Source organism: Planktothricoides sp. SR001 (assembly GCF_001276715.1).
Lineage (GTDB): Bacteria > Cyanobacteriota > Cyanobacteriia > Cyanobacteriales > Laspinemataceae > Planktothricoides > Planktothricoides raciborskii.
Window position 1 is genome coordinate 100,166 of the sequence record NZ_LIUQ01000004.1, and the last position, 13,790, is coordinate 113,955.

The 13,790-nt window shown below is 43.8% G+C and carries 16 protein-coding genes; 2 read left to right on the top strand and 14 right to left on the bottom strand.

Annotated elements, in window-relative coordinates:
* Positions 1-372: 372 nt before the first annotated feature.
* Complete coding sequence (locus AM228_RS03830) at positions 373-3,327, top strand: response regulator (protein WP_054464784.1); 2,955 nt, start codon at positions 373-375, stop codon at positions 3,325-3,327.
* A gap of 427 nt (positions 3,328-3,754) precedes the next feature.
* Positions 3,755-5,677, top strand: coding sequence for a molecular chaperone DnaK (gene dnaK / locus AM228_RS03835; RefSeq protein WP_054464785.1), 1,923 nt, complete (start codon positions 3,755-3,757; stop codon positions 5,675-5,677).
* A gap of 140 nt (positions 5,678-5,817) precedes the next feature.
* Here the strand turns inward: dnaK and AM228_RS03840 are convergent, their stop codons facing one another.
* The 14 genes from AM228_RS03840 to AM228_RS03895 form a co-directional block, all read right to left on the bottom strand.
* The gene (locus AM228_RS03840; RefSeq protein ID WP_054464786.1) at positions 5,818-6,225 is read right to left on the bottom strand and encodes a type II toxin-antitoxin system VapC family toxin; all 408 of its coding nucleotides are present in this window, start codon (positions 6,223-6,225) and stop codon (positions 5,818-5,820) included.
* Positions 6,222-6,470, bottom strand: a complete 249-nt coding sequence (locus tag AM228_RS03845) for a hypothetical protein (RefSeq protein ID WP_054464787.1) — start codon at positions 6,468-6,470, stop codon at positions 6,222-6,224. Before AM228_RS03845 ends, AM228_RS03840 begins: the two co-directional genes overlap by 4 nt.
* Before the next feature lie 273 nt (positions 6,471-6,743).
* A complete protein-coding gene (locus tag AM228_RS37115; RefSeq protein WP_375339275.1) occupies positions 6,744-6,953 on the bottom strand; it encodes a hypothetical protein in 210 nt (69 codons plus the stop codon).
* Positions 6,934-7,122, bottom strand: coding sequence for a DUF6888 family protein (locus tag AM228_RS03855; protein ID WP_054464789.1), 189 nt, complete (start codon positions 7,120-7,122; stop codon positions 6,934-6,936). The genes AM228_RS37115 and AM228_RS03855 overlap by 20 nt, the downstream gene beginning before the upstream one ends.
* A 121-nt stretch (positions 7,123-7,243) precedes the next feature.
* Positions 7,244-7,423 carry a hypothetical protein gene (locus tag AM228_RS31770; RefSeq protein ID WP_156331515.1) on the bottom strand — a complete coding sequence of 60 codons (180 nt, stop codon included), beginning with the start codon at positions 7,421-7,423 and terminating at the stop codon, positions 7,244-7,246.
* Entirely contained in the window at positions 7,404-7,730 is a 327-nt protein-coding gene (locus AM228_RS03860; RefSeq protein WP_082348735.1) for a type II toxin-antitoxin system PemK/MazF family toxin, read from the bottom strand. Before AM228_RS03860 ends, AM228_RS31770 begins: the two co-directional genes overlap by 20 nt.
* On the bottom strand, positions 7,711-7,932 hold the full coding sequence (locus AM228_RS03865; RefSeq protein ID WP_054464791.1) for a hypothetical protein: 222 nt from the start codon (positions 7,930-7,932) through the stop codon (positions 7,711-7,713). The genes AM228_RS03860 and AM228_RS03865 overlap by 20 nt, the downstream gene beginning before the upstream one ends.
* Positions 7,929-8,114 (bottom strand): hypothetical protein, encoded by a 186-nt coding sequence (locus AM228_RS03870; protein ID WP_054464792.1) that lies wholly within the window; start codon positions 8,112-8,114, stop codon positions 7,929-7,931. Before AM228_RS03870 ends, AM228_RS03865 begins: the two co-directional genes overlap by 4 nt.
* Before the next feature lie 180 nt (positions 8,115-8,294).
* Positions 8,295-8,423: a hypothetical protein gene (locus AM228_RS35965; protein ID WP_255353139.1), complete on the bottom strand. Its 129-nt coding sequence runs from the start codon at positions 8,421-8,423 to the stop codon at positions 8,295-8,297.
* Between the two features lie 33 nt (positions 8,424-8,456).
* The gene (locus AM228_RS03875) at positions 8,457-8,678 is read right to left on the bottom strand and encodes a hypothetical protein (RefSeq protein WP_054464793.1); all 222 of its coding nucleotides are present in this window, start codon (positions 8,676-8,678) and stop codon (positions 8,457-8,459) included.
* Positions 8,675-9,043, bottom strand: a complete 369-nt coding sequence (locus AM228_RS03880) for a GIY-YIG nuclease family protein (protein WP_054464794.1) — start codon at positions 9,041-9,043, stop codon at positions 8,675-8,677. Before AM228_RS03880 ends, AM228_RS03875 begins: the two co-directional genes overlap by 4 nt.
* A gap of 80 nt (positions 9,044-9,123) precedes the next feature.
* A complete protein-coding gene (locus AM228_RS31780; protein ID WP_156331517.1) occupies positions 9,124-9,438 on the bottom strand; it encodes a hypothetical protein in 315 nt (104 codons plus the stop codon).
* A gap of 66 nt (positions 9,439-9,504) precedes the next feature.
* Positions 9,505-10,527, bottom strand: coding sequence for a YbjN domain-containing protein (locus tag AM228_RS03890; protein ID WP_054464796.1), 1,023 nt, complete (start codon positions 10,525-10,527; stop codon positions 9,505-9,507).
* 34 nt (positions 10,528-10,561) lie between these two features.
* Entirely contained in the window at positions 10,562-13,570 is a 3,009-nt protein-coding gene (locus tag AM228_RS03895; protein ID WP_197285210.1) for a DUF4157 domain-containing protein, read from the bottom strand.
* Positions 13,571-13,790: the final 220 nt, after the last annotated feature.

Consider the following 13,790-nt stretch of genomic DNA (forward strand, 5'->3'; position numbering starts at 1 on the left):
CATGCCGTCAGGCTATATGGCCATTCGCCCCTACGACTTTTCACTTCTCGATTGGCGGATCCTCGGTCGGTGAGCGAAGCCTGTCCTGAGCGCAGCCGAAGGGCCGAACCGCCGCTCCTCCGCCCCTCCGCTACTCTGCTCCCCCGCACCAGAAGCTCCTCATCTATCAATTAGAAGCGTGAATTTGTTCCGGGAAAGATCGCGCCCGTACCTGGTGAAAAATTAAAATTGAGTTGCGATCGCTGACGGCAAGTTACGCGATCGCTACTCAAAATAGGATATTATTATAAAATAAATCCCGCCATTGAAATTGATTTTATAATTTATAATTTTTAATTTTTGTCACTGATTACTAAATAGTAAAAAGCCACTATGAGAATTTTACTGGTAGAGGATGACGAGGCGATCGCCAATGTCTTAGTTTCCACACTCAACAACCAAAATTATCTTGTAGATGTTGCCACTGATGGTCAAGAGGGGTGGCAATTAGTGGAAAGTTGTGTCTATGATTTGATTGTCCTAGATGTAGGACTGCCAAAAATTGATGGGATTAGCCTTTGCCGGAAGATGCGATCGCAGGGCTATCAAATGCCCATTTTGTTACTCACCTCCCGTGATAGCACCCACGATAAAGTCATGGGACTCGATGCGGGGGCGGATGATTACCTGGTAAAACCTTGTGAACCCCAGGAATTATCGGCGCGAATTCGGGCTTTACTGCGTCGAGGTGACTCCGCATTACCTCCGGTGATTTCTTGGGGCAGTTTACAGCTTAATCCTAATACTTTTGAAGTGACTTATGAAGACGAACTGGTGAATTTAACTCCGACAGAATATCGTTTGTTAGAGTTATTCCTGCGGAACAGTAGTCGAGTTTATAGTCGGAGTGCCATTCTGGATCACTTATGGTCTTTTGAAGATCCACCGGGAGAAGAAACTATCCGCGCTCACATTAAAGGATTACGTCAAAAACTCAAAGTATCTGGCGCACCGGGAGATTTAATCGAAACAGTTTATGGGTTAGGTTATCGCTTAAAGCCATTGCCGAAAAAAACTGAAACTACCCCAGCAATTAGTAAGGTTCTCCTGGCAGGACTGCCGGATGAATTAGGCGAATGGTTGGTTAAAAGACTAGAGTATATCTCCGTGGAAACCGCTTATACCGGAGAAGAAACTCTGCAATACCTGACGACAGATAAATGGTCTCTAATTATTATTGATGAAGGCTTGCGAGAACCTTCGGTGTCAGAAGTTTTTCGCTTAGGGAGTAAAAAAAATATTTTTAGGAAAATTCCGATTATTTTTTGTCAAAAAGTAGTCAATAATAGCGATAAAAAATCTATTATTAGTCAACTGATAGAACCCCTAAATTATCCGATCGCCATTTTCAATATCACTCCCCCAATCGATCGGGAAAAATTAGCGCGGCAAGTGGCGGAAAAACTGAAGATTTCTCTATCGCCGCCACCGGAAAAACTGTCGAGTCCGGCTAAAACTATTACTGAGCCGACTGTGGCCACTGCCGAAGAAGAGGGCAAAACAACGGCGCCTGACCATCCGCCATTATTCACCGCAGAAACTCACCAAGAAGAAGACCATCGAGAGGCGATCGCCGAAGTTTGGGAACGGTTTAAGCATCGGATTGGCCATCGAGTCACTGTATTGGAGCAAGCAGTCATCGCTTTACGGGCAGGAATTTTAGATGATGAACTGCGTCAGTCAGCCACGGAAGATGCTCATAAATTAATTGGTTCATTGGGAACTTTTGGCTTTGTCCGGGGTTCAGGCTTTGCCCGAAAAATTGAAAGCATTTTAGAACAACCGAAAGTAGGGCGAGAACAAGTGCCGGAGCTAGAGAAGTTAGTCCAGCATTTGCGCGACGAATTAGAACATAAGCCCAATGAAACCATCAGGGATGTTCAGAAAATTTCTCCTAGCAACCCTAGTTTCGAGTCAGATCGGGCAGTGACACAACTGCTGATTATCGATCGCGATCACACGGTAGCGGAACAAATGCAACAAGAAGCTCAACGCTGGGGCATCAAAGTAAAAATTATTGATGATTTATGCACCGCACGGGAGGCGATCGCTCAAGCACGACCGGAGATGGTTTTGCTAGACCTAGCCATCTCAGGAGAACCTTGCACCAACCTGGAAACTGCCCAGGAAGGATTAAAACTCCTCGCTGAACTCACGAATCACGTTTCTCCAGTGCCGGTACTGATTTTTACCGCCTCTGGCAGCACCGAAATTCGTTTAGAAGTGGCTAAATTAGGCGGACGGGCTTTTATCCAAAAGCCTCTCAGCGCCGCTCAAGTCATGGAAACGGTGATCCAAGTTAGACAGCGATCGCTTCGGGAAGAAGCCAAAGTCATGGTCGTTGATGATGATGCGGATCAATTAGTAGAATTACGCAGTTTTTTAGAACCTTGGGGACTCAAATTCATGGGCTTATCTAATCCAGAGAAATTTTTAGAAGCCCTCGACTCTTATCAACCCGACTTACTAATTCTTGATGTAGAAATTCCCAAAATCGATGGCATTTCCCTCTGCCAAGTCGTGCGGAATGACCCCCGTTGGAGTGGCATTCCCATCTTATTTTTAACTGCCCATCGAGAACCGAAAATGGTTCACCGTATCTTCGCAGCCGGTGCCGATGACTATGTAAATAAACCCATTGTCGGCCCAGAATTAGTCACCCGCATTCTCAACCGCTTAGAACGGATTCAATTACTCCGCAATATGGCCGAAACTGACCCCCTCACCGGGGTAGCCAACCGCCGAAAATCTAGCCAAGAACTCAATCGATTTTTACAACTAGCCAAACGGCATAAACAACCCATTTGTTTTGCCCTCTTAGACCTAGATCACTTTAAACAAATTAATGACAAATATGGTCACGCAATGGGAGATGCTATTTTACATCGCCTAGGTCGATTATTAAGTCTGTCTTTCCGCAGTGAAGATATTGTCGCTCGTTGGGGGGGAGAAGAATTCATTGTCGCCATGTATGGCATGACCAAAGAAGATGGGCTGAAACGGCTCACGGAATTACTGGAACAACTCCAAAATCAAGAATTCAATGCCACGATTTTGTCATCATATAATGAGCCAACCGATGAATTTACAGAAGACTGGGAGCATCAACCACCAATTACAGAAAACATTACAGAAAAAATTACAGAAAGCTTTTCTGTCACATTTAGTGCCGGAATTGCTCAGTATCCCGAACATGGTTCAGATTTACAATCTCTCTATCGATCTGCTGATAGGGTACTTCATCAGGCTAAGGCCGCTGGTCGTAATCGGATTATGATTGGTGAGTAAAAATCAGCGATCGGCGAGATGTCTGGGGAAACTTTTGTCTGGGGAAAAATTGGATTATTCATCCTAATTACCCCAGATATATCCCAGATACATTCCAGATATTTCATCCTGGAAACCCTCAGAATATACCGATAAGATACCGATAATATACCGATAATATCCTGAGCCTTTTCTTCCCTCTTCTCCTGCTTCCCATCACCTCATACCCCACCCCCTCACAGCCCCAGATCCGGGAACCGCCCCAATTTAGGTTCGGTAAATACCCCTACATAATCAGCCCAAATACCCTCACCATATAGATTAGTAAACGTAAAACAATATGGGAGCGCTGGAAACAAATTGCCGGTTGCATTCCCAGATCGCTGGTGAACAACTCGGCGCCAGCCATAAATAATATCTTTGTTATCAGTGGAGTGAAAATAACGGTATGGGTAAAGTAGTTGGCATCGACTTAGGAACTACAAACTCTTGTGTGGCAGTAATGGAAGGGGGTAAACCCACCGTGATCGCCAACGCAGAAGGCGGTCGCACCACCCCATCGGTGGTCGCATTTGCCAAAAACGGCGATCAACTCGTTGGTCAAATCGCCAAACGTCAAGGGGTAATGAACCCAGAAAACACCTTTTATTCCGTCAAGCGGTTTATCGGGCGACGATTTGACGAAGTGACCCACGAAACCACGGAAGTTTCTTACAAAGTTCTTAACGTCAATGGCAATGTTAAATTAGATAGTCCAACCCGTGGTAAGCAGTTTGCTCCTGAAGAAATTTCGGCTCAAGTGCTGCGTAAACTGGTTGATGATGCCAGCACCTATCTGGGAGAACCAGTCACTCAAGCAGTGATTACCGTTCCCGCTTACTTTAACGACTCTCAACGGCAAGCCACCAAAGACGCGGGTAAAATTGCTGGGATTGAAGTATTGCGGATTATCAACGAACCCACCGCCGCTTCTCTGGCTTATGGCTTGGACAAGAAAAGCAATGAAACCATTTTGGTGTTTGACTTAGGGGGTGGAACTTTTGACGTTTCTATCCTGGAAGTGGGCGACGGTGTATTTGAAGTGTTGGCTACTTCTGGGGATACTCACCTGGGTGGGGACGACTTCGACAAAAAAATCGTAGACTATTTAGCCGAAGAATTTAAGAGAGCGGAAGGTATCGATCTCCGCAAAGATAAGCAAGCCCTGCAACGCTTAACGGAAGCGGCGGAAAAAGCCAAGATCGAACTGTCGAGCGTTACCCAAGCGGAAATTAATCTGCCCTTTATTACCGCTACCCAAGATGGGCCAAAGCACTTGGATGTGACTTTAACCCGCGCCAAGTTTGACGAACTGACTGCTGATTTGATTGACCGTTGCCGCATTCCCGTAGAAAACGCCATGCGCGACGCGAAACTCAAGAATGCCGATGTTGATGAAGTGGTGCTGGTGGGCGGTTCTACCCGGATCCCCGCCGTCAAAGAACTGGTGAAGCGATTAATGGGTAAAGAACCCAACCAAACCGTGAACCCCGATGAAGTGGTGGCGGTGGGTGCGGCCATTCAAGCCGGTGTGCTGGCTGGGGAAGTGAAGGATATCCTGCTGCTGGACGTGACTCCCCTATCTTTGGGTGTGGAAACCTTGGGCGGTGTGATGACTAAGATTATTCCTCGCAACACCACTATTCCCACCAAGAAGTCAGAAGTTTTCTCTACCGCTGTGGATGGTCAAACCAATGTGGAAATCCACGTTCTGCAAGGGGAACGGGAAATGGCCACCAATAACAAGAGTTTGGGAACTTTCCGTTTAGATGGAATTCCCCCTGCCCCCCGTGGTGTACCGCAAATTGAAGTGACTTTTGACATTGACGCGAATGGTATTCTGAACGTGACCGCTAAGGATAAGGGCACTGGTAAGGAACAGTCGATCAGTATTACTGGTGCTTCGACTCTGCCGTCTGATGAAGTCGATCGCATGGTGAAGGAAGCGGAAGCTAATGCCGCTGCCGATAAGGAACGCCGTGAGAAGATTGATATGAAGAACCAAGCGGATACTTTGACTTATCAAGCGGAGAAACAGCTTAAAGAGTTCGGTGATAAGGTGCCTGCGGCTGATAAGACCAAGGTAGAAGGTTTGATCAAAGATTTGCGGGATGCGGTGACTAAGGAAGATTTCGATCAAATCAAGTCTTTGACGACCGAATTGCAACAAGCCCTGTATCAAATTGGTGCGAATATGTACCAACAAGCGGGCGGACAAGCCCCCGGCCCAGATGCAGCAGGCGCCCCTGGTGCTGGCGGACAAGCTCCCGGTGGTTCTAGCAGCGGTGGCGATGATGATGTGATTGATGCCGAGTTTTCGGAAACTAAGTAAGTGGTGATTCGTCGCTAGTTTTAATACCCTAAATTGGGTGCTAGATAGATAAGTTGGATAAGACCTGAGTCGATAGAATTGACTCAGGTCTTTTTTTTGTTGGATATCGCCGTGATTTTTCTGACTGGTTTGTGATCAGTTTAGGGGACAACCTCAATGGATTGATTTCCCCACAATCGATAAATATAGAAATCACGATCGAGAGTGAATATTTGTCTTTGATGAAGCACTTCAGCCATCGCTACTAGAGAAGCATCCGCTAAATCCATTGGTACATTTTGATACTGAGCCATTAAACTTTCCATTCTGGTGAGTTCGTTTAAACTATGATGGTGTATGACTAAGATTTCATCAGAAACATAATCCCATAATTCTTGTTGCGCGAACCACCCCCCATATCGACCTAACAAATACATTGCTTCAGTAAAACAAGCACAAGTGGTAATCAGGGGGTCTGACAGATATGGTAAAATTTCCAGGCAGCGTTGATGATTGCGATCGCCTGAGTTTATGAGGGCAATTAGGGGTGAAGCATCGCAAATTGTCATTGATTTAATGATGAAGCTTGAGTATCTAAAAGGTCTGTAAAAGCTTCTGAAACTCGTTCAGATAAGTCTGATGGCTGAAAATTTACTCGTCCAACTCTTCCTTTTAATTTTTGCTCTAGAGTGGGAATCATCGAGGCATTTGAAGATTCATGGGGTAAAATAGTCAGTCTGACTCGCTGACCAGCTAATTCAGCACTATGTTGGAGAATTTCTTCCCAAGTTCCTTCTAAAGTTTGTGGTTCCATTTGTCGTATTTTTGATGGTTATTGTTTTTAGTTTAGCATCCACCTTAGCCAAAATAAGATATGGAGAAATATCCAGAATTTATAGAACAATTACGCCGAGATTCCGGTAATCCTTCTATGGCAAGGATAGGCGATCGCTTCTCAGCCACCCAGAAACCGGGTTTCTTCGATCGCATCTCAAAGATAACTGCTGATATGAAGAAACCCGGTTTCTTTCTCGAAAAAAGAGGCGATCGCGCTTCTAGCGGATCCCGAAGCGGGAATCGCGCAAAATTAGGGATCTTTCACTTGTTTGGCGATCGCTTGCTCAAGGAACTTGAGATCCGCTTCATTCAAGCCCCCAATTTGTCGAATAACACCAGGATCATTGTGCATTCTATCCATATAGATCCGTAAAGCTTCTTCATCTTCCCGGTGGTTCAGAACATAAGTTCTAAGTTCTTTTCGGCTCATTTTTTGAAAGTCAAGCTTCTGTGTCATCATCTAACTCCCAAGTTCCATTGCTAAAAATTGTGATGCCGATCGTCTCCCCGGCTAAAATGTAAATTTCTTTTCTTTTTTCGTCATAGCGAAATAGATGAATATCGGTATAGAAGTTAGACAAAGTTTGACAAACTCGCACACAGGCGATCATTTGTTCTACACTAGGCATTATTTGTCACCACGAACATCCCCAAGTATTTGTTTTTCTGGTTCACCAGTTCGATCCGCTCATTTTTTGTCTGATATTGCGATCGCGCAATTTCTGTCGTCATCAGCTAGATTGTAACACTTTAGGTTTCATCCCCACTAGCCAAACGACCAGAGAGGCGATCGCTTCTCAGCCATCCAGAAACCGGGTTTCTTTGAAAGCATCTCAAAGATAACTGTTGATATTCATAAAAGAAACCCGGTTTCTTTCTCCAAAAGAGAGAGCGATCGCGGGAAATCGCACTAAAACTTGGGGTTGACATGAGAATTCCAGACATCTATAAGCTGTTGGGCATCGGCTGGAGAAATATGACCAATGCGAGCAATCAAGAGAGATTTTTCCAAACAATCTAATCGGGCAAGTCGGATGACTGAGGGGACTCGTAAACTACTTTGTTCCCAATCTTGGAGGATTACATCAGTTATTGATCTTGGGGATGCAGATGTTACAGCAGCAACGATCGCGTCTTGAGCGTCCAGCCATAAAATTAGAACTGGGCGTTTTTTGGCGGCACTCCCGTCGGTAAATGGGATTTCGGCAACCCAAATATCACCGGGTGTAATCATCATAGAGTCCCTCGTCTTCTGGAGCATAGCTATTCAGAAAAGCATCGTGACTGCGCTTTGGCTGATACTGAGGGGATAATACTGGTTGAATTGTAATCAACCAGCGTCCGGCGCCAATCCGGGCAGTTAATTCGGGAGGTAGATGAAGCAGTTCACCAGGTTGTAGATCGATTTCGTAGGTGATATTGATTGGCTGGCTTCTCATAAGATAAAGATTAATGGTGACATTTCTCCAATTATAGCGATCGCGCCTTCGCTACCCAGAAACCGGGTTTCTTCGATCGCATCCCACAGATAACTGCTGATATGAAGAAACCCGGTTTTTTTTCTCCAAAAGAGAGGCGATCGCGCATCAGCCATCCAGAAACCGGGTTTCTTCGAAAGCATCTCAAAGATAACTGTTGATATTCATAAAAGAAACCCGGTTTCTTTCTCCAAAAGAGAGAGCGATCGCTTCTCAGCTACCCAGAAACCGGGTTTCTTCGATCGCATCCCAAAGATAACTGCTGATATTCATCAAAGAAACCCGGTTTCTTTCTCGAAAAGAGAGAGCGATCGGGCCTCGGATTAAAATAGTGCTGGGAATAGAGAAAGAGAGGCGATCGCTGATATTTTTTCAACCCAATCTGATCGCCGATCTTGTAGTGCGATCGGATTAGATTGAAAGCGATCGCATTGAGGACAAATTGATCCCATCGAGTAAAAGGCGAGTAAAATGCGATCGCACTATTAATGCTTATTGTTCAGCCGTTGAGCGAGAAGACAGTCTTCAAAGCTCAATGCTTCTTCATCTAAGAAGTTGGCAATTGCCATTTCAATTGTAGCCTCAAGGGAACATTCAAATGCAGCAGACTTTTCCAAAAGTGCAGCTTTTATGTAGTCAGGCAAATAATTAACCAGCCGCTCGATCGCTTCTGGGGAAAGGTGTTGATTGGTTAAGGTTTGAGTCATAATTCTCTGGGGATTTTTACGTTGTAAGGGGGATTGGTGGCTTGGAGGATGAGGGTTTCTAATTCATATAATAACCCGGGTCTTTGCCAGTGCTTGAGAGTGACGAAAGCAATTCGCACATCCTCTGGATTATAGCGATCGAGCCAGCCCCAGAGAAAGGCTTTATGTCCGCCGCGTAGTCTGTCTCGTAGGTTGTTGGCTTTGCCGATATAGAGTAGCCCTTCGGAGCAGTGCCGAAATGCGTATAAACCAACCCTGGCGGGGATAGTTTCAAATTGGCGGCTGAGGGGTTGACATTGCTCGAAGGGAGTAAAAACAAGAGTATCGAGAATTTGACGGGCTTCTTGTTGGATAGAGTCAGGCATGGAAACAGAAGAGGGTATTTGCCTGATTTTATCAAGAACGATCGCTCATCAGGGTTTTTCCCACAAAGAGCGATCGCTTCTCAGCCATCGAGAAACCGGGTTTCTTCGATCTCATCCCACAGATAACTGTTGATATTCATCAAAGAAACCCGGTTTCTTTCTCTAAAAGAGAGGCGATCGCGCCTTAGCCACTCAGAAACCGGGTTTCTTCGATCGCATCCCACAGATAACTGCTGATATTCATCAAAGAAACCCGGTTTTTTTCTCCAAAAGAGAGGCGATTCCGCGAAGCGGATCCAGAGACGGGAATCGCGCCTCTGATTAAAATAGTGCTGGGAATAGAGAAAGAGAGGCGATCCCCCCTCAATTCTTAGCAAGGGCGATCGCCTAGTCATAATTATATATAGCCATAGAATTCTCTATAACTTCCTGAACCCAATTATTCAGGCAGAAACTTTCATCTAATTTAGATCGGACTGTAATTGTTGTAATTGAAATACATAAGCATTCATTGTATTCAGATTCCCAGTAATTATTTTTTCTAACACTTGTTGGTTTAACGTTTCTTTACTTAAAGGTAAAGAAGTTCTAAATCTTAATTCTCCGTCATCAAAATCCATTTCAAAATTACCGAAATTCAATTGATAATTAATTCCAGTAATAAATACTGCAAATTGCCCTCGATGTTCTTCTGAAATCGGTTCAGGATAAATAGAATAACAGCAGATTTCCTGCTCTGGCTCATTTATTGCAATTAAGAAAGACCATTGAGCCGTTTCTCCATTAAATACTAGCTTAATAATTTGCTCATTAAATTCCTCATATTTCCAATTATTGTGATTAAGGTAATCAATCACAAATTCTTTGGTAGATTTAACTTTTGTACTCAATTTTTCTCGGATTAATGCCTGATTATGCCAGAGAGTCCGATAACCTTGTTTCAATTCCCCATCTTCTGCTAATTCAGGAGGTAACGACACCAATTGTTTGAAAGCGATCGCCAACCAGTTTTCTGTATAAAATAAACAATTGCTTTGCAGTCCACTTGAATCATCTTGATTCATTACACCTCCCAGCCCTTTTGCTGTTTCCATTTGCTGATTCAGGTAGGTGATTAGCGATGGTTTTAGCTGCAACTCTATTTCAACTAGATCCTCTTCAAAATCATTATAAGGATAACTAATCCCAATTTCAGGAAACAGATTAAACAGTGATTGCTGAATTATCTTTTGATAGGTTTCATAGGATACAGCCACAGTGAAAACCAAGGCTGTAATCTGATTATTTTCATCTTTTTGGAGATTGATTTCTTCTACCAAAATCTTTATAGGTTCTCCCAGGGCAGATAAAAATGGAGTTTCTTGTCCAACCTTGTATGTTTCTTTGTTCATAATTTGTTGTGCGATAATCCGCTGGTAATTTTGCCCATTTAAGTCGTAAACAGAAGTTAAAAAGTAAAATTTTAACTTCTGTTTCAGAGTCACTAATTTCCGCTCATTGATATGGATAAAAATTTACTTAAAACGTTTTACTAACAATTTTATTGGTAGCTTCACCTTTAATCTTTAAGCGGAACACTTCCCCTAATAAAGCTCCCGTATCAACTGCTATTCCTTTGACTTGACTCACATAAACGTTAACTTTAAAACCCTCACCTGACTCCCAAGAAAGACCCCCACCAATCTTCAATTGCTGTTTAATATCCAGAAGAGGATTCATAGCAGCTTCAGTAGCGGTAATCTTAATAATATCTTGGCCAACTTCCTCTCCTGCTACATTAACAATCTTACTACCCCACTCGGCTCCGACTTCATCACCGATGGTTACAGCCATCATTCCTAAGTCACTGAAAATCCCAGTAATTTCACCACCTTTTTCCGCTGTAGTCCTGGCCTTATTTTTGGCAACATTATAAGCTTTTTTCCCGATGGCGGCCAAAGAAGTCACATAACCGGCAATCGCTTTACAAACGTGATTCATAACGGTTCCATAGTCCTTGCCACCTTTAGCTAGGGCACTACTGAGGAATCCTGCCGCTTCTATTTCAACGCTCTTGAAAGTTGTGCCATCCAAACCAAATTTAACTCCAGCTTGACCTCCCGCAAATTCTTCCAAGGCTTCCATTTTGCCATTAACTTCAATATAGGTAACGTTTTTAGCAGCAAAAGCTTGATTTAGCTGTGTTTGGTCTTTAGATTTACCAACTGCTGTTGTACCACCAATTGATTCTGCTGAATATTGTTTAGCATAAGAGAATTTAGCTTCTAACTCTCCGGTAGCAAATCCTAAATTGGCTTTAGCGTTACCTTTCAGCAATGCTCCGACTTCCACTTTTGATGTTTCGTCAATATTTCCTTGAGCATTTTTGAAGAGATACTCTTCCATCGCTGTTGCCCAAGTTTCTGCTTCTTTTCCTTTATGTTTGAGTTGCGATTTTCCTCCATAACCCCAAATCGCGTTGGCGACTGTACTATCAAGGTTTTTAGTTTGGAGAGTTCGATACAAACCATAAGAAATCAAGCCTACCGCTTTCTTGGTGTCAGTAGCAGTAGATTCAAAGAAGAAACCTACTTGGGCGTTCAGATCCAAACCAAAACGCTCCCAACCACCACCCAGAGAAAATTCTGAGCGTAAGGAAACTTCAAGAGGTTCAGTTTCTTCTTCTTGTTCTTTTGATGCTTCTCCAATAAATTGAGAAATAAAGTACCCTCCCGTCATTGGGTCTTTAATCCTCAATTCAATATTGAGTGAAACTGAGGTTCCAGCAGCAGAGGCATTCGCATCAATTAAAGAAGCAATTTTCTCAAAGCCTTGGGTTAAGGTATCGGCTTCAATTACCTTTTGAATTGCTCGGCTCCCCACTCGATCAGTTTTGGTTTGGTCAATAACTTTTTCAGTTAGGGCCTGTTCTTCCTGCCGTAGAGGATCTCCCTTGGTGATTTCACGTGCGATCGCAACCGCTGCGGGTTCCTTTTGACTTAAGATTGATTTGGCTTGTTGAGTAGCGGCTTCAATTGCAGCTTTCTTAATGGCCTTAATGTTATCCTGATTTTGTAATTCAGGATCTTTGCTAATCAAACTACGGGTTTTGTCGATCGCCCGCTCATTGGCAGCTTTTCGCAAATCTAGAACTGTAGAAACTTTTGGTATGACGTTATCTACAATTTTCTCAGCTTGCTGTTTCATCACCTGATCAACGGAACCTTTAGCTAATCCATATGCTTCAACATTAGCCTTCATTTTAATGTATTCTTTACGAGCATCACCCGATAGTGACTGATGATTGATGGATTGTTCAATATCTGTGGCAGCTTGGGTTCTAGCAGCATCTTTCAACTTTTGGCGAAACTGATTCAACTCGTCCGATCGCCGCCATGCACCTCTTCCTACCCCTAGCTTGGAGAGAACAGCCCCATAAATCTCAGCATACAGTTCACTATCATAAATCGGATCAATCAATGCATTACTCACCCCTGTCTTCCCTAAAGTACCCCGATCATCTTGAGTAACATCTGCAACTTTTTCTTCTTTTTGGCGAGCGACTTCGGCTAACTCTTCTTCCGCTCTTGTGCGCGTATCGATAACTTCTGGTTTTTTTGTTTTCTTGGCACTATCAGCATCGGACTCAAGCCACGCTGTTGCTATTTCCTTTATCTTCGATAGGATTTCTTTTTGGAGATCGAAATTCTTATCATCCTGCTTAATCTGGTTATACTTGATGATTAATCCTTGAAGATCTTCGGCTTTAGTGCTGATTAAAGCACGGGTATCTATACTCGAAAGTTGAGGAATATTTTTTGTCTTACGTTGAATCGTTGAAGCACTACTTTGTTGAATAGTATGAGTTAACTCATGGGCAATTAATTCTTGTCCGTCTTTGCTACCAGGATCATATTGTCCTTGAGCAAAAAATACATCCTGCCCAGTGGTAAAGGCTTTGGCTTGAATGGATTGACTTAAATTATTAGCGGAAGAGTCAGTATGCACCCTCACCCCGCTAAAATCTGCCCCCATTGCCTGCCCCATTGACTGTTGCAGACCGGCATCTAACGGCTGGCCCCCACCTTTTGCCCGATTAATGGAAGATTCTAAATCCTGGGAAGCAGGTCCACCAGCGATCGCCTCTTTTGCTTGCATCATTCCCGCAAAGGGGGAAACGGTGATATCCCGACCAATGGGTTGCCGTTGCAAAACTTTGGTGGTTGGTTTTGCTTGGGCTGTAGGTGAATTAATCTGACTGACCACTTTTCGGGCAATGGTATCCGCTTCTTGTTCATACTTATCCCCAGGGGCGCCAATAGTTAACTTAGTCTGAATGGGCGGCAAGTCAGAAATATTCCCCATTAACGGATGATTTTGCAGGGCATTGGGTTCTAGGGGCGTATATTCGGGTAACGGCGCTTCGCTGGTGGGCGCGGCAACGGCATCACGCTGCACGACGATAGGTGGTGGCGCCAAGGATGGTGCTTTTTTCTGAATTTGTGGCGTCCAAGATCCGGATTTTTGCGCTTTTGTTGTAGTCATCATGTCACCTACTAGGTTCAGTGTGATCTATCAGTATGAAGCCCAGATGCACATTTTACCGATGGAGTGAATGGGACAGGATTTCTCTGGCAATTAGTCCCAGTCGTTAATAGTTAATTTTATATTCAGATTTTTCAATTTTTTTGATTGTGATATTTCTTAATATTTTCCCGGTAATGAATAGACATCTCCAAAAATCAGATATAAAGCCTTGATATGGCTT